This window comes from Arthrobacter sp. NPDC058097 (genome assembly GCF_042884885.1).
Taxonomy (GTDB): domain Bacteria; phylum Actinomycetota; class Actinomycetes; order Actinomycetales; family Micrococcaceae; genus Arthrobacter.
In genome coordinates, this window is sequence record NZ_JBHVSZ010000002.1 from 162,878 (window position 1) to 181,980 (window position 19,103).

General features: G+C 66.7%; 21 protein-coding genes. 11 read left to right on the forward strand and 10 right to left on the reverse strand.

The genetic code is table 11. The annotated features are described in order from the left end of the window. Positions 1 to 198: 198 nt before the first annotated feature. The 3 genes from ACFVTE_RS04680 (at position 199) to ACFVTE_RS04690 (ending at position 2,953) form a co-directional block, all read left to right on the forward strand. Positions 199 to 1,500: a citrate synthase gene (locus tag ACFVTE_RS04680; RefSeq protein WP_377949634.1), complete on the forward strand. Its 1,302-nt coding sequence runs from the start codon at positions 199 to 201 to the stop codon at positions 1,498 to 1,500. A 114-nt stretch (positions 1,501 to 1,614) separates the two neighbouring features. Next, the gene (locus ACFVTE_RS04685; RefSeq protein ID WP_387097515.1) at positions 1,615 to 2,274 is read left to right on the forward strand and encodes a TetR/AcrR family transcriptional regulator; all 660 of its coding nucleotides are present in this window, start codon (positions 1,615 to 1,617) and stop codon (positions 2,272 to 2,274) included. Positions 2,275 to 2,341: 67 nt separating this feature from the next. Next, positions 2,342 to 2,953 carry a hypothetical protein gene (locus tag ACFVTE_RS04690; RefSeq protein WP_387097518.1) on the forward strand — a complete coding sequence of 204 codons (612 nt, stop codon included), beginning with the start codon at positions 2,342 to 2,344 and terminating at the stop codon, positions 2,951 to 2,953. Positions 2,954 to 3,004: 51 nt separating this feature from the next. On the opposite strand, the gene ACFVTE_RS04695 is transcribed toward ACFVTE_RS04690, so the two are convergent. Together ACFVTE_RS04695 and dapD are read right to left on the reverse strand one after the other, a co-directional pair. After that, positions 3,005 to 3,856: a hypothetical protein gene (locus ACFVTE_RS04695; protein ID WP_387097521.1), complete on the reverse strand. Its 852-nt coding sequence runs from the start codon at positions 3,854 to 3,856 to the stop codon at positions 3,005 to 3,007. Between the two features lie 93 nt (positions 3,857 to 3,949). After that, positions 3,950 to 4,978 carry a 2,3,4,5-tetrahydropyridine-2,6-dicarboxylate N-succinyltransferase gene (gene dapD, locus ACFVTE_RS04700; RefSeq protein ID WP_387097523.1) on the reverse strand — a complete coding sequence of 343 codons (1,029 nt, stop codon included), beginning with the start codon at positions 4,976 to 4,978 and terminating at the stop codon, positions 3,950 to 3,952. Between the two features lie 173 nt (positions 4,979 to 5,151). Here dapD and dapE point away from each other — a divergent pair, with 173 nt between their 5' ends. Continuing rightward, a complete protein-coding gene (gene dapE, locus ACFVTE_RS04705) occupies positions 5,152 to 6,273 on the forward strand; it encodes a succinyl-diaminopimelate desuccinylase (RefSeq protein WP_387097525.1) in 1,122 nt (373 codons plus the stop codon). An 89-nt stretch (positions 6,274 to 6,362) separates the two neighbouring features. Here the strand turns inward: dapE and ACFVTE_RS04710 are convergent, their stop codons facing one another. The 4 genes from ACFVTE_RS04710 to ACFVTE_RS04725 form a co-directional block, all read right to left on the reverse strand. Continuing rightward, positions 6,363 to 7,202, reverse strand: coding sequence for an amino acid ABC transporter permease (locus tag ACFVTE_RS04710; RefSeq protein ID WP_387097528.1), 840 nt, complete (start codon positions 7,200 to 7,202; stop codon positions 6,363 to 6,365). Further along, positions 7,199 to 7,849 carry an amino acid ABC transporter permease gene (locus ACFVTE_RS04715; protein WP_387097531.1) on the reverse strand — a complete coding sequence of 217 codons (651 nt, stop codon included), beginning with the start codon at positions 7,847 to 7,849 and terminating at the stop codon, positions 7,199 to 7,201. The genes ACFVTE_RS04710 and ACFVTE_RS04715 overlap by 4 nt, the downstream gene beginning before the upstream one ends. 100 nt (positions 7,850 to 7,949) lie before the next feature. Further along, the gene (locus ACFVTE_RS04720; protein WP_387097534.1) at positions 7,950 to 8,837 is read right to left on the reverse strand and encodes a glutamate ABC transporter substrate-binding protein; all 888 of its coding nucleotides are present in this window, start codon (positions 8,835 to 8,837) and stop codon (positions 7,950 to 7,952) included. 81 nt (positions 8,838 to 8,918) lie between these two features. Then, a complete protein-coding gene (locus ACFVTE_RS04725; protein ID WP_387097537.1) occupies positions 8,919 to 9,674 on the reverse strand; it encodes an amino acid ABC transporter ATP-binding protein in 756 nt (251 codons plus the stop codon). A gap of 106 nt (positions 9,675 to 9,780) precedes the next feature. Here ACFVTE_RS04725 and ACFVTE_RS04730 point away from each other — a divergent pair, with 106 nt between their 5' ends. From ACFVTE_RS04730 to ACFVTE_RS04745, 4 genes are all read left to right on the forward strand, one after another. Next, positions 9,781 to 10,566, forward strand: coding sequence for a TIGR00730 family Rossman fold protein (locus ACFVTE_RS04730; RefSeq protein ID WP_306924647.1), 786 nt, complete (start codon positions 9,781 to 9,783; stop codon positions 10,564 to 10,566). A 51-nt stretch (positions 10,567 to 10,617) separates the two neighbouring features. Then, positions 10,618 to 11,052 (forward strand): DivIVA domain-containing protein, encoded by a 435-nt coding sequence (locus ACFVTE_RS04735; protein WP_387097541.1) that lies wholly within the window; start codon positions 10,618 to 10,620, stop codon positions 11,050 to 11,052. After that, positions 11,049 to 12,380: a hypothetical protein gene (locus ACFVTE_RS04740; protein WP_387097544.1), complete on the forward strand. Its 1,332-nt coding sequence runs from the start codon at positions 11,049 to 11,051 to the stop codon at positions 12,378 to 12,380. The genes ACFVTE_RS04735 and ACFVTE_RS04740 overlap by 4 nt, the downstream gene beginning before the upstream one ends. A gap of 256 nt (positions 12,381 to 12,636) precedes the next feature. Next, positions 12,637 to 12,804 (forward strand): DUF3117 domain-containing protein, encoded by a 168-nt coding sequence (locus ACFVTE_RS04745; RefSeq protein ID WP_003805139.1) that lies wholly within the window; start codon positions 12,637 to 12,639, stop codon positions 12,802 to 12,804. Between the two features lie 77 nt (positions 12,805 to 12,881). Here ACFVTE_RS04745 and ACFVTE_RS04750 read toward each other — a convergent pair whose 3' ends face one another. Further along, positions 12,882 to 13,514, reverse strand: a complete 633-nt coding sequence (locus ACFVTE_RS04750) for an O-methyltransferase (RefSeq protein ID WP_387097549.1) — start codon at positions 13,512 to 13,514, stop codon at positions 12,882 to 12,884. A 319-nt stretch (positions 13,515 to 13,833) separates the two neighbouring features. On the opposite strand from ACFVTE_RS04750, the gene sigE reads away from it, so the two are divergent. The 3 genes from sigE to ACFVTE_RS04765 all read left to right on the forward strand — a co-directional run bounded on the left by sigE (position 13,834) and on the right by ACFVTE_RS04765 (position 15,884). Then, positions 13,834 to 14,451, forward strand: a complete 618-nt coding sequence (sigE, locus tag ACFVTE_RS04755) for an RNA polymerase sigma factor SigE (RefSeq protein WP_387097552.1) — start codon at positions 13,834 to 13,836, stop codon at positions 14,449 to 14,451. Between the two features lie 8 nt (positions 14,452 to 14,459). Further along, a complete protein-coding gene (locus ACFVTE_RS04760) occupies positions 14,460 to 15,398 on the forward strand; it encodes an anti-sigma factor (RefSeq protein ID WP_387097555.1) in 939 nt (312 codons plus the stop codon). A gap of 90 nt (positions 15,399 to 15,488) precedes the next feature. After that, positions 15,489 to 15,884 (forward strand): twin-arginine translocase TatA/TatE family subunit, encoded by a 396-nt coding sequence (locus tag ACFVTE_RS04765; protein WP_387097558.1) that lies wholly within the window; start codon positions 15,489 to 15,491, stop codon positions 15,882 to 15,884. A 49-nt stretch (positions 15,885 to 15,933) separates the two neighbouring features. Here ACFVTE_RS04765 and ACFVTE_RS04770 read toward each other — a convergent pair whose 3' ends face one another. From ACFVTE_RS04770 to ACFVTE_RS04780, 3 genes are read right to left on the reverse strand one after another with little or no spacing between them, the layout of a single operon-like run. Further along, on the reverse strand, positions 15,934 to 17,061 hold the full coding sequence (locus ACFVTE_RS04770; RefSeq protein ID WP_387097561.1) for an Mrp/NBP35 family ATP-binding protein: 1,128 nt from the start codon (positions 17,059 to 17,061) through the stop codon (positions 15,934 to 15,936). Positions 17,062 to 17,071: 10 nt separating this feature from the next. Continuing rightward, on the reverse strand, positions 17,072 to 17,791 hold the full coding sequence (locus ACFVTE_RS04775) for a DUF1003 domain-containing protein (RefSeq protein WP_387097564.1): 720 nt from the start codon (positions 17,789 to 17,791) through the stop codon (positions 17,072 to 17,074). After that, entirely contained in the window at positions 17,775 to 19,058 is a 1,284-nt protein-coding gene (locus ACFVTE_RS04780) for a magnesium transporter MgtE N-terminal domain-containing protein (protein ID WP_307104086.1), read from the reverse strand. The genes ACFVTE_RS04775 and ACFVTE_RS04780 overlap by 17 nt, the downstream gene beginning before the upstream one ends. Positions 19,059 to 19,103 lie beyond the last annotated feature (45 nt).

Sequence of the window (19,103 nt, forward strand, 5' to 3'; positions counted from 1 at the left end):
TGTTTTTGGGATGATTCGGCGCTCCCGGATTAGTGGGAGCCCGCAAGTGGCGGTAGTTTTTAACTGACTATCAATGGTGGCTTTCTACAAGAAGGCAGCACGGCCGTTGGACGTCCCGCCGTGCGGGATCCCGCGCGGCTCACCTGATGTTGGATCAAGCTTTCTAGAGAGGCCAAGAGGCCTCATGAAGGGGACTCCATGACTGAGACCACCAGCGCAACTGAGACCACCAGTGCGATCTTGCGCCACGCAGGCGGGGAGCTCGAGCTCCCGCGCATCAAGGTTGTTGAGGGAAACGAAGGCTACGACGTTTCCAAGCTACTGAAGCAGACGGGCGCCGTTGCCTTTGACCCCGGCTTCATGAACACGGCCGCCACGACGTCGGCCATCACCTACATCGACGGCGACGCAGGCATCCTGCGGTACCGCGGCTACCCGATCGAGCAGCTGGCCCAGCACTCCAGCTTCCTGGAAGTCTCGTACCTGCTGATCTACGGCAACCTCCCGACGCCGGCCGAGCTGGACGACTTCGACCAGAAGATCCGCCGCCACACCCTGCTGCACGAGGAGCTCAAGGGCTTCTTCGGCGGCTTCCCCCGCGACGCGCACCCGATGCCCGTGCTGTCCTCTGCGGTGTCCGCGCTGTCCACGTTCTACCAGGACTCGCTGGACCCGTTCAATGACGAGCAGGTGGAGGTTTCCACCATCCGCCTCATGGCGAAGCTGCCGGTCATTGCGGCCTACGCGCACAAGAAGTCGATCGGGCAGCCGATGCTGTACCCGGACAACTCCATGAACCTCGTGGAGAACTTCCTCCGCCTCAGCTTCGGCCTGCCGGCCGAGCAGTACGAACTGGACCCGGTAGTGGTCAAGGCCCTGGACCTGCTCCTCATCCTGCACGCCGACCACGAGCAGAACTGCTCCACCTCCACGGTGCGCCTGGTGGGCTCCTCCAACGCCAACCTCTTCGCGTCCGTATCCGCAGGCATCAACGCCCTGTTCGGCCCCGCCCACGGCGGCGCCAACGAGGCCGTGCTGAAGATGCTCCGCCAGATCCAGGCCGACGGCGTCAAGCCCGAGGACTACATGGAGAAGGTCAAGAACAAGGAAGACGGCGTCCGCCTCATGGGCTTCGGCCACCGGGTCTACAAGAACTACGACCCGCGTGCCAAGATCATCAAGGCCACCGCGCACGAGGTCCTCAGCAAGCTCGGCGGCCACGACGAGCTCCTGGACATCGCCATGCGGCTGGAGGAAAAGGCACTCGGCGACGACTACTTCATCCAGCGCAAGCTGTACCCGAACGTGGACTTCTACACCGGCCTGATCTACAAGGCCATGGGCTTCCCGGAGAAGATGTTCACCGTGCTGTTCGCCATCGGCCGCCTGCCGGGCTGGATTGCGCAGTGGCGCGAAATGATCAACGATCCCAACACCAAGATCGGCCGCCCGCGGCAGCTCTACACAGGAGAGCCCGAGCGGCAGTACCCCGCCCGCTGAAATCCACGACGGCGGCTGTCCACCTCAGGTGGGCGGCCGCCGTCGGGCTTTAACCACGAACCCTGGCGGGGAGAGTCGCCGCGGTTTTGGCGCACACGCGTGCTAAAAACAAGGGTGCCGAAAATCGTGGACGCCGCGCAGCGCCGGCAGGAGATCGTTGGGGCCGTGTGCAGGATCATCGCTACGGACGGCCTGGAACGTGCGTCCCTGCGGGAGGTGGCGGACGAGGCCGGCCTGGCGGTGGGCTCCGTGCGGCACTACTTCGACAGCAGCGATGACCTGCTGGCCTACTCCTTCGCGGCCGTTTCCGACCGTCTGCTGACGCGTCTGCACGCAGAGCTGGCCGGGCTGGGGCCGGCAGCCGATGACGCGGACAATAGCGCGGCGGTTTTAACACTGCTGGGTGAGTTCCTGCCCCTGGACGAGGAACGCGCCCTGGACGCGTGTGCCTGGCTGGCGTTCAGGAACGCGGCGCGGATCCGGCCCTTTCTGGCCGCCGAGGCGGACAGGAGCCACCGCGCCGTGGCTGCCGTTGTTGGCCAGGTGATCACCCGGCTCCTGCACGGCGATGACGATGCGGTGGCCGGTGCCGGGCCGCAGCTGGTGACGGCTGCCGAACACCTGCTGGCGACGCTGGACGGGCTGACGATGCATGCACTGCTCCAGCCGGGCTGGATGTCGCCGGAAATGTGCCGTGACGTGCTCGAATCCCACCTTGAGGGGCTTCGGAGGAGGCCGGTGCCAGCCATTAACCTCCCCGGGCTGGGGGAATAGACTGAAAGCCGGAGAGCGGGTTGCCGGCAAAACGGGGTGGAAGACGAGATGCCAAGGAGGCATACGCATGCAGCACACAGGCGGTCCAGGCTGGCGAATCACTATGGACACGTCGGGGCCCATGCTCATTGCCCTTTACATACGTGATGTTGCCGGGCTCGACGGCGCCGGCTTCCCCCCACTGTCGCACGCCGCACCGAAGGTCCGCCACGTTGACCATTCCCACCTCACGGCTGAAGTGGGCGGCATCAGCGCGCTGAAAACGGAGTGGGAAGCCTGGTGGGAGCAGCTCCTCAAGGCCCACCCGCAGATGTCACCTGAGCTGTCGCCCCCGGGATTCCGGTCCTTCGCCAATTCGCCGGCCCTGCGCAAGGTCCTGCAGGCGCACTTCGGGGCCGCCCTGACCTGGGCCAGGGAGCGGCGCGCGGAGTACGCCGAACTGGAAGCCGAGCGTGTGGCCGGGGGCTCCGGGCATCTGATCGAGGACATCGTCGAGGACCGGCTCCTGGAGGTAGGCCGGGACTCGCGGGACTTTGCGCTGACGATCATCGAGCTGCCGCTGGACGAGCAGCGGGCGTGGTACCTGGAGCCGGACAAGATCATCATGAGCCACGAGCTGCTGTCCCAGCCCGAGGTGTTCCGCAGCTACGTGCAGCCGGTTGTGGAGATTCTCGTCTAACCTTCAGAATGCGGGCCCGGGCCCAGGATTCACGGCAATTCCGGACCGCATTCAGGACCCTTCGGCTGCCAGCGTGATGGCCACCCGGCCGCCGGTGCCCGGCGCATCCTGCCACCCGTTGCGGGCTTCCCGGTCCCACCGCTTTCCGTCCACGTCAACGCGTTCCACGGAAAGGTCCTTGGCGTTGGCCACCGCCCAGTGGGCCACGGACCAGGCATAGCTGCCGGTGACATCGGCCTCCACCGTCTGGCCGTTGGCGGTTGTGGGGATGCTCCCGTAGGCGGCTTCCAGCTGCGTCAGCAGGGCGTCGGTGGTGCCGGCGGCGTCCGGTGAACGAAGCGTGCAGTTGAGCGCGGCGGGCGTTTCGCCTGTCAGTGCCGAGGCGAAGGACCGTCCCATCGCCTCGTGCTCGGCGTACGCAGTGGGGTAGGCCGAGCGCTGGACCCGCTGGGCGGCGTCGGTGATTTCCAGGGTTGCGTAGCCGGGCACCTTCACGAGGGCATCGTAGAAGGCATTCGTGGCGTAGATCGGGTCCATGACCTGTTCCTGGGTGCCCCAGCCCTGGGAGGGGCGCTGCTGGAAGAGGCCCCTGGAATCCGGGCCGGCGAGGTCGCCGTGGCCGATGTTCCGGAGCTTGGATTCCTGCATCGCGGTGGCCAGGGCAATGCTGGCTGCCCGCGGCGGCAGCCCGCGGCGCACCGAGACGGCCGTGATCAGGGCCGCGTTTGCAGCCTGGTCCGTGGCCAGGTTGGCCCGGTGCGGGCCGGCGGCGGCGGTGCATTCCTCGGTGATCAGCTGCTCGGAGCGCTGCAGCAAGGAGACCGCTGTATAGATGCCGCCGGCCACCAGGGCGAGGGAGAGGCCGGCGATGACAGCCCTGCGCAGCCTGCGTCTGCGTGTCACGTGGTTACTCCAGCAATCCGCCGGCACGCCCGAAGGGGTGGCGTGCCGGCTTTGTCCTCACGGTTGGTGGTCGTGCGGTCAGTTGGCGGGCAATCAGTTGGCGTGCAGGGCGTCGTTCAGTTCCACGGTCTGGCCCTGGCGGGGCAGGACTTCAACTTCACCGGTGGTGGAGTTGCGGCGGAAGAGCAGGTTCGGCACACCGGACAGCTCAATGGCCTTAACGATCTTGCTGGTGTCCTCGCCGTCGGCGTCCTTGGGGCCGGCAACGCGGACGCGGGTGCCCGCCGTGACGTACAGCCCGGCCTCCACCACGGAGTCGTCCCCGATGCTGATGCCGACGCCGGAGTTGGCACCCAGCAGGACGCGCTGGCCCAGGGATACCTTTTCCTTGCCGCCGCCGGAGAGGGTGCCCATGATCGAGGCGCCGCCGCCGACGTCGGTGCCGTCACCGGCCACCACACCAGCGGAAATCCGGCCCTCGACCATGGAGGTCCCCAGGGTACCGGCATTGAAGTTCACAAAGCCCTCGTGCATGACCGTGGTGCCTTCGGCGAGGTGGGCACCCAGGCGCACGCGGTCGGCGTCGGCAATGCGGACGCCCGCGGGAACGACGTAGTCCACCATGCGCGGGAACTTGTCCACGCCGTAGACGGTGACAGCGCCGCGCTTGCGCAGCTTGGCGCGGGTCAGCTCGAACCCGTCCACGGCGCACGGGCCGAAGTTGGTCCAGACGACGTTCGGGAGCTTGCCGAAGATGCCGTCCAGGTTGATGCTGTTGGGCCGGACCAGGCGGTGCGAGAGCAGGTGCAGGCGCAGGTAGGCGTCGGCGGTGTCGGCCGGGGCCTCGTCCAGGTCGATCTGGACGAACACCACCTTCTGTTCGGTGCCGCGGTCGGCGTCGGTGCCGGCGGCTGCGATTTCCGTAAGGGTTTCGTCGGCGTTCTCCACGGCGCGGAGGCTTTCCGCGGCCACACCGAGGGCGGGGGCGGGGAACCAGGCATCCAGCACGGTGGCTTCGCCGTTCCGCTTGGCGATGGTGGCTACGCCGAAGCCATAGGCCGAACGGGATTCGCCGGACAGTGTCTGGGCAGCGGGCACGGCGGAAGAAGCGGTTTCAGTCATGCGCCAAGTCTATCGAGACGAGCTGCACGCACCGAAACCGGTCCGTGCATGTCCGAGTCGCATTTCAGGGCATTGCCGGCCCCTGGATCGCGCCGGGAACGCCGTGGGCTGCCACCCGAACGCCTTGGGCTGCCGCCCGGTTGGCACGGGCAGGTGCGGGATACAGTGGGAGGGTGATTGCCGAAACAGCCCCCGTAACCCTTGACCTGCGCCAGGACGTGGCACTGCTGACCTCCGCGCTGATCGACATCAACAGCGTCTCCGGCAACGAGCGCCGGCTGGCCGACGCCGTCGAGTCAGCACTCAGCGAGCTGCCCGGCCTCGAACTGGTGCGGGACGGCGACTCCATCATCGCCCGGACCAACCTCGGCCGCAGCGAGCGGGTCATTCTGGCAGGCCACCTGGACACCGTGCCGCTGCCCGTCACCGAAGGCTCGCTGGGAACGGTGCCGTCCACCTGGCCGTCCGGCACTCCCGGCGACGGCGTCCTGTACGGCCGCGGCGCCACGGACATGAAGGGCGGCGTGGCCGTCCAGCTTGCGCTGGCGGCGTTAATGTTCGACGGCGGGGCGGAGCCGAGCAAGGACGTCACCTTCGTGTTTTACGACCATGAGGAGGTGGAGGCGGTCAAGAGCGGCCTGGGCCGGCTGGTGCGCAACCACGGCGGACTCCTCGGCGGCGACTTTGCCATCCTCCTCGAGCCGACCGACGGCACCGTGGAGGGCGGCTGCAACGGCACCATGCGGTTCCACGCCACCACCTCCGGCGAGGCCGCACACTCCGCCCGGGCCTGGATGGGACGCAACGCGATCCACGCGGCCGCGCCGATCCTGGAACGGCTCGCGGCATACAGCCCGCAGACCGTGACCGTGGACGGCCTGGACTACCGCGAAAGCCTGAACGCGGTGAAGATCCACGGCGGCACCGCCGGCAACGTCATCCCGGACCGTTGCGTCGTGGAGATCAACTACCGCTTCGCCCCGGACAAGACCCCCGACCAGGCCGAAGCGCATGTGCGTGAGTTGCTGGACGGATTCGACGTGGTCCGCACGGACAGCGCCGCCGGCGCGCGGCCGGGACTGAACCACCCTGCCGCCGCGTCCTTCGTGGCCGCCGTGGGCGGCGAGCCCAAACCCAAGTACGGCTGGACCGACGTCGCCCGCTTCAGCGAACTGGGCATCCCGGCCGTGAACTTCGGCCCCGGGGATGCGCTCCTGGCGCACAAGGACAACGAGCACGTGGAAGCCGAAGCCGTCCGCACTTGCCTGCGGGCACTGCAGACGTGGCTCTCCTGAGCCACCGCAGGTAAACACGAAGGGTCCGCAGCCGGATGGCTGCGGACCCTTCGCTGTGAAATGACTGCCGTCTATTTCACCACTGGTTCCTATTTCACGACCGTGGACACCCCGGCCGTGGGGGCCTTCGCCACACCGCCGGCAGCCTTCTTGGACCCGTGCCGCTCAATCCAGATGGCAAGGCGGGACACTGCCAGGTTGATGGCGATGTAGATTGCGGCGGCCACGAAGAACACCGGGAACAGGAACTGCGGGCCCAGGAAGTCCGCCATCACCTGCACCGCGCGCAGCAGTTCGCCGTAGGCCACGATGTACCCGAGTGATGTGTCCTTCAGCAGGACCACCAGCTGCGCCACGAGGGACGGCAGCATGCGGCGGACCGCCTGCGGCAGTTCGATGGTCAGCCGGGACTGGAAGCTGGTCAGGCCGATCGCCAACCCCGCCTCGCGCTGGCCGCGGGGGAGGGACTGGATGCCTGCGCGGATGATCTCCGCGAAGATCGCCGCGTTATAGAGGACCAGGCCGGCCACCACGGCGATGAACGAGCTGGTGGCGAAGACCAGCAGCACGAACAGCATCATCAGGACCACGGGCATGCCGCGGAGGAACTCGAGCACGATCCTGGTCGGAATCCTGATCCAGGCGACGTCGGAAATGCGCATCAGGCACAGCAGGAGTCCCAGCGGAAAGGCAATGACCGCTGCGATGGCCGCCGCGCTCAGTGTCGCGCCGATGCCATTGAAGATCAGCGCCCAGACATCCGCCTGGCCGAAGATCACCCAGCGCTGGGCCTGGAAGATTCCCTGCTGGGCGAGGGTCATGATGGCCCAGGCCAGCAGGGCTGCGATCAGCACGACGCCGATCACGGACCCGATCAGCGAGATGCGGCGGGCCTTGGGGCCGGGGACGTCGTAGAGAACCGAACTCATCGTGCGATCGCCACCTTTCGTTCGACCTGGTGGGCGAGGTAGCCCAGCGGCACGGTGATCAGGAGATAGAAGAAGGCAACGCCGATCAGCACCCACATGACGGCGTCGCCATGGTCGTTGGCCAGCTGCTTGCCGTAGCCGAACAGCTCCAGCACGTAGAAGGCACCGGCCACAGACGAGTTCTTGACCAGCGCGATGAGGATGTTGATCATGGGCGGGATCACGGTCCGCAGTGCCTGCGGAAGGATGATGAGCCGGAGCACCTGGCCGAATTTCATGCCGATGCTGCGGGCCGCCTCGGCCTGGCCGACCGGAACGCTGTTGACGCCCGAGCGCACCGCCTCGGCAATGAACGCGGCAGTGTAGGCGCTCAGAGCGATGATGGCTGCCACTTCGAACTGCTGGAAGGTCACGCCCAGCCGGGGCAGGACCACGGCCGCGAAAAAGAAGGCGATGGTCAGCGGGGTGTTACGGACCACCTCCACGTAGAACATGCTGAAGCCGCGGAGGGCTGCCACGGGGGAGACGCGCGCTGCGGCCAGCAGGGTGCCGACAACCAACGCGATGATGCCGGAAACGGCGGCCAGGAACAGGGTTCTGAGAAAGCCGTCCCAGTATTGGGGGAGGCTTTCAATGATGACGTCCATAAAGTCCTTTAGCTGCGTTCAGGGGAATGTGCGGAAACGAAAGCGGCGGTTACCGGCAGGCTGGGGCATGCACAGCCGCCGGTAACCGCCACGCTCGTTTTTAGTAGCGGTCGATGGCCGGGAGTTCCGGTGCCTTCTTGATGACCGCGCCTGCCGTGTCCTCCCAGGCCTTCTTGTAGGAGCCGTCCTTGGCGATGGCTTCCAGCTGGTCGTTGATCCAGTTGCGGAACTCGGTGTCGCCCTTCTTCAGGCCGATGCCGTACGGCTCCTTGGTGAAGGTCTCCTCGGACGCCAGCTTGAACGCGTCCGGCTCCTTGTTGACGAAGCCGGCGAGGATGGCGTTGTCAGTGGTCACAGCCTCAACCTGCTTGTTGCGCAGCGGCTCGAGGCAGGCGGAGTAGGTGGCTGCCGGGACCAGGACCGCGCCGTACTTCTCCACGATGGTGGAGGCAGGGGTGGAACCCGTCACAGAGCAGACGTTCTTGCCCTTGACGTCCTCGGGCTTGGTGATCGAGTTGTTGTCCTTGTTCACCATGAGCGCCTGGCCGGCTTCGTAGTACGGGCCCGCGAAGTCGACTTCCTTCTTGCGCTTGTCATTGATGGTGTAGGTGGCCACGATGATATCCACCTTGCCCTGCTTGATGAACTGCTCACGGTTGGCGGAGACGGTTTCCACCCATTCGATCTTGTCCGCCGGAATGCCCAGCTTGGCGGCGAGCAGCTTGCCGATTTCCACGTCGAAACCGACCGGCTTGCCGTCCAGGCCCTTCTGGCCGAACAGAGGCTGGTCGAACTTGGTGCCAATGGTGATCTTGCCTGCGGACGCGAGCTTTTCCATGGTGGTGCCTGCAGCGAAGCTGGGCTTCTCGACCGGTTTGGGGTTGGAGCCGGTGCCGGTACCGCCGCCGCCGCAAGCGCTCAGCGTAAGAGCGATGGCCGCGGTTGCTGCTGCCAGAAGGGATTTCCTTCGGGTCAAAAATGCCTTCATGACATTCCTTTCATTGGGCGGCCGCCGCTGACGGCCTGGGTGCGAAATCGGGTCTTAAAGCTGGTGCTTCTGAAGGGGGTGTCAGTGCGTGAGCAGCTTGGACAGGAAGTCCTTGGCGCGGCTGCTCTGCGGATTGGTGAAGAACTCCTCGGGAGTGGCGTCCTCCACGATCTGTCCGTCGGCCATGAACACCACGCGGTCGGCGGCCTTGCGGGCGAAGCCCATCTCGTGGGTGACCACGATCATGGTCATGCCCTCCTTGGCCAGCTGGATCATGACGTCCAGGACCTCGTTGATCATTTCCGGGTCGAGCGCCGAGGTGGGCTCGTCGAACAGCATGACCTTGGGCTTCATGGCCAGGGCGCGGGCGATGGCCACTCGCTGCTGCTGGCCGCCAGAGAGCTGCGCCGGGAGCTTGGGCGCCTGGTGGCCCACGCCCACGCGCTCAAGCAAGGCCATAGCCTCCTTCTCCGCCTCCGCCTTGGCGACGCCCTTGACCTTGATGGGGCCAAGCGTCACGTTTTCAAGGATGGTCTTGTGCGCGAACAGGTTGAACGACTGAAACACCATGCCGACGTCGGCGCGCAGCCCGGCAAGCTCCTTGCCCTCCTCGGGCAGGCGCTTGCCGTCGATGGCGATGTCACCGTCGTCGATGGTTTCCAGCCGGTTGATCGCCCGGCACAGAGTGGACTTCCCCGAACCTGACGGGCCGATGACCACAACCACCTCGCCCTTGCGGACCTGGAGGTTGATGTCTTTCAAAACGTGCAGCTGACCGTAATGCTTGTTGACGGCATTCAGAGAGACGAGTGCATCGCCGGGCAGTTGAGTAGTCATAAGAAAGAATCTAGCGAACATTGGCCGGTTATGACTGGAATCACTCCAACTTCCCGCTGATCGTAATTCAAGAGATACCTGCAGGTCAGCAGGTTAGCCTTGGGGGATGAGCATCAATGCAGATCCGTCAAAATCAGTACAGCCCCGCCGGAAAGGGCCCTTAGAACTGCGCCGCAAGCAGGCCGCGGTGGAGATGTCGGATCAGCGGCTGCTCGACACCAAGGGCCCCGGCCACTTCATCCACACCGACCCGTGGCGCGTCATGCGGATCCAGAGCGAGTTCGTGGAAGGCTTCGGTGCCCTCTCGGACCTGGGCCAGGCGGTCAGCGTTTTCGGCTCGGCCCGCACCAAGCCCGGCACCGCGTTCTACGACATGGGCGTCGAGGTGGGCCGCAAACTTGCAGAGGCCGGCGTTGCCGTCATCACCGGTGGCGGACCGGGCTCGATGGAAGCGGCCAACAGGGGAGCGGTGGAAGGCAACGGCGTCTCGGTTGGCCTCGGCATCGAGCTGCCGTTCGAACAGGGCCTGAACCAGTGGGTGGATCTCGGCATCAACTTCCGCTACTTCTTCGCCCGGAAGACCATGTTCGTCAAGTACGCCCAGGGTTTCATCGTTCTTCCCGGCGGCCTGGGCACCCTGGATGAGCTGTTCGAGGCCATGGTCCTGGTCCAGACGCAGAAGGTGACCTCGTTCCCGATCGTCCTGCTGGGCGCGGCGTTCTGGGGGCCGATGATCGACTGGATCAGGGGAACCCTGGTGGCCGAGGGAATGGTCTCGGAAAAGGACCTGGACCTCATCCAGGTGGTGGACACCCCGGAGGAAGCCGTGAACCTGGTCCTGCACGGCCACGTCCGGGCGCCCTCCACCAACGGCGACCAGCGGCCCGAATAGCAGCAGCCCGGGTAAGCGGCAGCCGGGGCTGCGTCTGGCACGATTGGTGGTGTGAGTTTCTTCCTCGTTTTCCTCGCCATCGTCCTGATTGGAGCCACCGCCCTCATCGGGACCGACCTCGGGCCGGGCATGCTGCGGAGGAAACGCGCCCGCGCGCCTTTCGCCGGAGACGGGTTCAGCGACGGGTTCAATGACCCCGTGGCGTCCCTGCCCCCGGTGCTGCTTCCCGACGACGCCACGCCGGCCGACGTCGACCACGTCCGGTTTGCGCTGGGGCTGCGGGGTTACCGGATGGACCAGGTGGACCAGGTGCTGGACGACCTGCGGGACCAGCTGGCCGCCAGGAACGCCGAAATAGAAGGGCTCCGCCAGCAGCTGCGCGCCTCTGCCGGATCGACTGCCGCCGAACCAATGACAGCCGCCGAACAGCCGGCGGCCGAGGACCGGACAGCCGCCGAACGGCCGGCCGCCGAGGACCGGGCGTGAGCTCCCCGGTGCCGCCTCCGGGCCCCGTGCCGCCCGCAACGGCCGAGCCTCCGGCGTCCAATTCCGGGACACGCCTTGATGCGGCGTTCCGGACGGCCGCGGCACGCCTCGGCGGCCGCCTGGCCCGCTGGCCGTGGTGGGCCCAGGTGGCCGCGGTCTACGTGGCCGCCCGGCTGGTCAGCGCCTGCATCTTCATGTCGGCCGCCCTGCACCAGGGATTCAACCCCTGGTTCCCGGCCAAGCCCGACTACTGGAACTTCATCAATATCTGGGACGCGCGGTGGTACGAATCGGTCATGACCGGCGGCTACCCGTCCGAGCTGCCGGTGGATGCGGCCGGCAACGTGCAGGAAAACACCTGGGCCTTCTATCCGCTGTTCCCGACGCTGGGGCGGATGCTCTCCGCTGCCACGGGAATGACTCCCGCCGCCGCCCTCATCGTGATTGCGATGCTCGCCGGACTGGCGGCCTCGCTGGTGGTCTACGTGCTGTTCCGCACCCGGACAGCCCACTGGCCTGCCGTGTGGGGCACCGCATTCTTCGCCACCTTCCCTGTTTCGCCTGTGCTCCAGGTGCCGTATGCGGAATCCCTGAACCTCCTGCTGCTGGCCGCAGCGCTGCTGCTGGTGGTCAAGCGGCACTACCTGTGGGCCATTCCCGTGGTTCTGGCCATGTGCCTTTCCCGGCCCACGGGAGTGCCGTTTGCTGCCACGGTCGGAATCCTGTTCCTGTACCGCGCCGGCGAGGCCTGGCTCGAGGCACGGAACCACGGGCTGGCCGCCAGGGGGCGCCAGACCGGCAGCCGGGTCCACAGCCGGAATGAGCTGTGGTCCCTCGCCGGGCTCACCGCCGTCAGCGGTGCCGCCGCCCTCGCCTGGCCCGCCATCGCATGGGCGGCCACCGGCGACATCGCCGCGTACACCAAGACCGAAACCGTGTGGCGCGGAGACGACCTCGTGCCCTTCAAACCCTGGTTCGACACCGGCGTCCTGCTGTTCGGTCCCGTGCTGGGGCTCGTGGCGCCGTTTGTTTTCGTGGCGGCATTCGGGCTCTTCATGGCCTCCCCGCCGGTGCGCCGGCTAGGGACGGAACTTCGGCTGTGGTGCGTGTGCTACATGGGTTACCTCGTGGTGTTCCTGCACCCGCAGACCAGCACCTTCCGCATGCTGCTGCCGCTGTTTCCGCTAGCCCTGGCCGCCGCTCTCGTTTCCCGCTCGCGCGCCTACCGCGGCGCCGTGATCACCATGTTCGTCCTGCTGCAGGTCGTCTGGGTGGTGTGGCTGTGGGCGTGGGCGCAACTGCCGGGCGGAGGGGACTATCCGCCCTGACGGGCCGGGCTTCCCGGAGAGCTTTCCCGGGATCAGGCCGCGGAAGGGCACAGGAATCCGCACATGAACGATTGTCCATCGATTAGCTACAGACGGGTAATTACAGGATAATAGGTATTAAGCAAGGACAAAAAGCATTCGGATTGTTCAGCCATGGCGGCTGCCGAAAGGACCGCCAGAGCGGCTTTGTTTTGACCACGCGGACTCAGCCCGGCCGGGCTGCTCGGTCCTGGGACTACTGGAGGGGATATTCCTCATGGCGGCTATGAAACCACGCACCGGCGACGGCCCTATGGAAGTAACCAAGGAGGGCCGCAGCCTGATCATGCGTGTGCCGCTCGAAGGCGGGGGCCGGCTCGTGGTTGAACTCAATGCCACAGAGGCGGCCAACCTCAAGGACTGCCTCGTCGGCGTCACCGAATAGCAGAAAGGCAGGGCCCGCAGCCGGAAGGCTCCGGGCCCTGCCTTTTTCGTAAGCCCTGCCGGCCAGGGCCGGACGGCCTACCTCTTGACCGCTACCAGCAGCCCGTCGCCGGTGGGAAGCATGGCAGAAGCCAGCCGGTCGTCGTCGCGCACGGCCCTGCCCACCTGGCGCAGCACAACGGTGGTTGCATCGCGGGCCGCAGGGTTGGACACCCGGTCCTTGTCCAGGGCGTCATTGACGATCAGCAGGCCGCCGGTCTTGAGCAAGCGAACGGCCTGCTCTACGTAACGGGGAAAGTTGGGCTTGTCCCCGTCGATGAAAACGAGGTCATAGGCGGCGTCGGTCAGCCTCGGCAGGACATCGCCGGCGCGGCCGGAGATGGTGCGCGTCCGGTTGGCCGGACTGCCGGCTTCCTGGAACGCCTCGCGGGCGGCCTTCAGGTGCTCCACATCCACGTCGATGGTGGTGAGCACAGCCTGGGGGCCGAGGCCGCGGAGCAGGCAGACGCCGGACACCCCGGCGCCGGTGCCGATCTCGACGGCGGTCTGGGCCTTGGATGCCGCGGCCAGCACAGTCAGCACGGCGCCCACGCCACGGCCGATCGGTGTCACGCCAAGCTCGAACGAACGCTCCCGGGCGCGAAGCAGGACCTCATCCTCGGCAGGCAGATCTTCTGCATAGGACCAGCTCGTGGACTTATCGGCGCTCATGGATTTCGCTTTCTGGGCGGCAGGGGGCATGTTCTTACAGCGTACTTGGTTGGACGGCGCCCGACGGGCACGTGACAGCGGGGAGGCCTGTGATGGCGCATACTGTCCCGCTGTGCGGTGAATCGCGAGGACACCGCTCCGGAACCTGGCCTGAAATCGGGGTGAATAAGTTGCGCTTTTAGCAAAGCGGGCCTCCGCAGTCAGGAAATTCCCAGCCAACTTTGACATGATAATAATCCGCTCATCCAAGTGGTGATCGGCGCCGAACCAATGATGTAAAGCACGTCAGGCGTTATTACATCCACGAGGGGAGTGGACGATGTCAGCATCCGTTGCGGCACCTGTCCCTACAACTGAAGAGCAAGCTGCCGAGTGGGCCATGCCCACATGGGAGGAAGTGGTCACCAACCACTCTGCCAAGGTATACCGGCTCGCCTACCGGCTCACCGGTAACAAGTACGACGCCGAGGACCTCACCCAGGAAGTGTTCGTCCGTGTCTTCCGTTCCCTGGAGAACTTCAAGCCGGGAACCCTGGACGGCTGGCTGCACCGGATCACCACCAACCTCTTCCTGGACCAGGCGCGGCGCAAGAGCCGCATCCGCTTCGACGCGCTGGCCGAGGACGCCGAATCGCGGCTGCCCGGCCGGGAACCTGGTCCCGAGCAAAGCTTCGAACTCAACAACCTGGACCTCGATGTCCAGGCCGCCCTCGAGGAACTCCCGCCGGACTTCCGTGCCGCCGTCGTCCTGTGCGACCTTGAAGGGCTGTCGTACGACGAAGTCGCCGAGGCCCTGGGCGTGAAGCTGGGCACGGTGCGCTCACGCATTCACCGCGGCCGGACCATGCTGCGCGAAAAGCTTGCCCACCGCGATCCCCGCCCGCAGCAGGCGCGCAAGCCGCGGTTGAAGATGCCCCGCATCGCCGGCGTTCTCTGATCGGCGCCATGCGTCAGCTACATCGCTTGCTGGAGGGGCTCAGGAAGAAGACACGGTTTTCGCCGCTTGCCGGCGGCCGGCACCCGCAGACACCGGACCATGTCCGGGCATGCGCCGAATGCGCCAGCGCGCTGCACCGGCAGCGCCAGTACATCGAGCGGCTCCGTACCGCCGCCGTCCCGGCTGCCAGTGACGAACTGACCGCGCGGTTGCTGCTTCGGACCCAGCAGTTGGCCATGGCACCGGCCCCCGTTTACCGGCCCAGCCGAATGAGGCTGGCGGGGCTGGCCGGCGGGGTGGCCGTGGTGGCGGCAGGGGCCGTCGCCGCCGGAGCCTACACGGCGGCCGGCGAGCCCCGGCAGTACCCCGCGGGCATGGCCTCCCTGTATGGCCAGTCAGGCCATACCCCGGGAGCGGACAGCCGCCTCGCCGCGCTCCGGTCCTCCGGCTGGACCTGCCCCGAACTGCGCGCCATGGGCTTCCACCTCGTCTCGGCCAGCACAACGGTGCTGGCCGGCCAGCCCACAGTTGAACTGCGGCTCACGGACGGACAGCACACGGCGCGGATCCTGGAACAGCATCTGGGATCGCCGGCAGCGCCCTGGCCGGTCAACCCGCTGACCGGGCACCCGGCGGGAAGCGACGGGTACGTCGCCTCCGACCTGCCGGGAACGACGGCGGACGGCCAGGTCTGGGTCAAGGCCGGATCGCCGTGGAGTGCGATCTACCAGACGTCGCGGAGTACCTTCACCTACGTGTCAGACCTGCCCGGCACTGCGGCCGATGACGCCGTGGCGATGCTCGCCGGGGCCGGAAGTGCGGCCAGCCCGGGCCTTGCCGCCGACGCGGCCAGCGGCAGTGCCGCAGCCCAGGGACCGGCGCAGGAGACTGTCGTCGACCGGGTGGAACGCGGCCTCCGCAAAATAGCCCGCCAGTTGGGGCTTTGAGACGCTTCCCCGTCCCCGCAGAATGGCTCCACAGGGCGCTGACTGGGTCGAAATCGTCACTGCCTCCCCGGAGAGGGTAATCTTCCTAAAGTGTTTGGAATCAACGGCCCGGAGTTTATCCTTCTGCTGCTCATCGGCATTCTGGTGATCGGCCCCCAGAGGCTGCCCGAATACACCCAGAAACTGGCAAACCTGGTCCGTGAAGTGCGGCGGATGGCCTCCGGCGCGCGGGAACAGATCAAGGAAGAAGTCGGCATCGACATCGATGACGTCGACTGGAAGAAATACGACCCCCGCCAGTACGATCCGCGGCGCATCATCAAGGAAGCGCTCCTCGAAGACGACACCAAACCGGTCAGTGCCGGCGGCCCAGCGGCCGTGGCCGCTGCGGCATCAGCCGCCTCGTCCGCCGAGGAGCGGCCGGCGCGCGTCATCGAAAGCCTCGGCGTGGGCGAGCGCGCACCCTTCGATACCGAGGCCACGTAGTCCCCACCGGCTCCCGGCCTTCGCAGGCTCAACCGGCGGACCGAAACACTCACCGGGGCTGGACGTCCAGCTTCATCCCCGCCAGTCCCCGCGGCCTGGCGGCGAGCTTCCCGGCGATGCCGGACAGCGCCCCAGCGGCCGGCGTGTCCGGGCCGCCCAGCACGATGGGTTTGCCTGAGTCGCCGCCTTCCCGCAGGAGGATGTCCAGCGGAATCTGCCCCAGCAGCGGCACGTCCGTGCCGGTCGAGGCGCTGAGCCTCTCGGCGAGCACCTCCCCGCCGCCGGTGCCGAACAGGTCCATCCGCCCGCCGTCGGGCATTTCCAGGAACGACATGTTCTCGATGACCCCGGCCACCGTCTGCCCGGTCTGGGTGGCGATGGCGCCGGCACGCTCGGCGACGTCCGCCGCGGCGGCCTGCGGAGTGGTGACCACCAGGATCTCGGCCTTGGGCAGCAGCTGTGCCACCGAGATGGCGATGTCCCCGGTGCCCGGCGGGAGGTCCAGGAACAGGGCATCCAGGTCGCCGAAGTAGACGTCGGTGAGGAACTGCTCCAGGGCCCGGTGCAGCATGGGTCCGCGCCAGGCCACGGGCTGGTTGCCGGTGACGAACATGCCGATGGAAATGACCTTCACGCCGTAGGCCACCGGCGGGAGGATCATGTCGTCCACCCGGGTGGGGGCCTGCGTGATTCCCATCAGGGCCGGCACCGAGAAGCCGTAAACGTCCGCGTCCACGATACCCACGCGCAGCCCCTGTGCCGCGAGGGAACAGGCAAGGTTGACGGTCACGGAGGACTTTCCCACTCCGCCCTTGCCGCTGGCCACCGCGAAGACCTTGGTGAGGGATCCGGGCTGGTTGAACGGGATGCCCCGCTCGCCCCCGGGACCGCGGAGCTGCTCCTTGAGAGCGTCGCGCTGAGCCTGGGTCATGACCTTCAGGTCCACCTCGACGGCGGTCACGCCGGGTACGTCCAGCAGCGCCGCCTCGGAATCCCTGGTGATGGTGTCACGCAGGGGACAGCCGGCAATGGTGAGCAGCACCGCCAGGCGGACGGTCCCGTCGTCGGAGACCTCCACGGAGTCCACCATGCCCAGTTCGGTGATGGGGCGCCGGAGTTCGGGGTCGATGACGGTTGCCAGGGCAGCATTGACTGCCTGAAGGAGGGGGGTGCTCATGCCGTGGTGCTCAGCTTTCGGGAGTGGTGGGTCGGTGGGCCGCCCGGCTCTGGCGCGTTTTTTCAGACTTGACCTTGGGGATCTGCTGCGTGCGGGGGTTGCGTTGCTTTTCCCGCTTCTCCTTCAGCTTTTCCCGGACCAGTTCGCGTGGCGATTCATGGCTGCCGGGCCCGGTCGGCTCGTGCGTGCGGAGCTCCTCCTGGGCTTCCAGCAGGTCCTCCAAGAGGCTCCGCAGTTCCGCCCGGACATAGTCGCGGGTGGCCACTTCACGCAGCGCGATCCGGAGTGAGGCCAGCTCCCGGGTGAGGTATTCGGTGTCCGAGAGGTTGCGTTCGGCCCGCTGGCGGTCCTGCTGCAGGGACACGCGGTCGCGGTCGTCCTGGCGGTTCTGCGCGAGCAGCAGCAGCGGAGCCGCATAAGAGGCCTGCAGGGACAGCATCAGCGTCAGGAGCGTAAACCCGAGTTCGACCTTGTCGAACTGCCACTCCGTGGGGGCGAAGGTGTTCCAGGCCAGCCAAAAGACACAGAACACGGTCATGTAGAGCAGGAACTGCGGCGTGCCCATGAAGCGGGCGAAGCCCTCCGTCGCGTGGCCGAACGCGTCAGGGTTCGGCGAGAACTTGGGGAGGATGCGCTGGCGGCCGCTCATCGGCGTGTCAAGGCTGCCCTGGGCTGCCGGCTTTCCGCCCGGACGGGTTCCCTTTGCCGTGTTCTCAGCCAATGCGGCCACCAAGCTTCCTGACCGGGGCCTCGCCGTCGTTCGCCCGCCAGTCATCGGGCAGCAAATGGTCCAGGACGTCGTCCACCGTCACCGCACCCACCAGCCGGCCGGCCTGGTTGACCACCGGCAGCGAGTTCAGGTTGTACGTGGCGAGCGTGCGGGCCACTTCACTGATGTGAGCCAGATCCGAGAGCGGTTCCAGGTTCTTGTCCACGAGGTTGCCCAGCGATTCGAACGGCGGGAAGCGCAGCAGCTGCTGGATGTGCACCACACCGAGGAACCGGCCGGTGGGGGTTTCCAGCGGAGGACGGGCGATGAAGATGGACGAGGCGAGGGCAGGGGAGAGTTCCTCGCGCCGGACGTGGGCCAGGGCCTCGGCCACCGTGGCTTCGGGCGGCAGGATGACCGGAACGGGCGTCATGAGGCCGCCGGCGGTGTCCTCGTCGTATTCGAGGAGGCGCCGGACGTCCTCGGCGCCCTCGGGCTCCATCAGCTGCAGGAGTTCCTCCGCCTGGGCGGACGGCAGCTCGCCGAGGAGGTCGGCGGCGTCGTCAGGATCCATCTCCTCGAGGACGTCAGCGGCGCGCTGGACGTCGAGGGCGGAGAGGATTTCCACCTGGTCGTCTTCGGGCAGCTCCTGCAGAACGTCCGCGAGCCGCTCGTCCTGCAGTTCGCTGGCCACTTCGAAGCGCCGCTTGTCGCTCATTTCCTGGAGCGCCTCGGCGAAGTCCGCAGGCTTGAGGTCCTCGTGGTTGGCCACGAACTGGGTGGCGGCCTGCGGTTCCGTCTTGGCGCCCTGGTGCGCGTCGGCCCAGTCGATGATCATGGTCTCGTTGCGGCGCAGCCTGCTCAGGGGCGCGAGGGAATGCCCGCGGCGGACGAACAGCTTGCTCACGAACCAGTCGCCCGATCGGTGCTGGTCCATGGCGATGTCCTCGATGGTGGCGTCGCCGCTGCCGTCGGTGAGGGTGACCCGGCGGTCGAACATTTCGGCCACCACCAGCGTCTCCGCGCCGCGCTGTTCGAAGCGCCGGAGGTTGACCAGGCCGGTGCAGATGATCTGCGTCTGGTCGATGGAGGTGATCCGGGTCATGGGGACGAAGACGCGCTTCTTGCCGGGAACTTCGACGACGATGCCCACCACGTGCGGGGCACCCCGGGTGCCGCGGGAGAGCACGACGACGTCACGCAACCGACCCAGACGGTCGCCCAGAGGGTCGAAGACGTCCAGTCCGAGGAGGCGCGCAACAAAGACGCGGGTAGGATTCGTGCTCACCTCTACAGGCTACCGAGTCTGCTCTCTTTTAGCTGAATTTTCAGC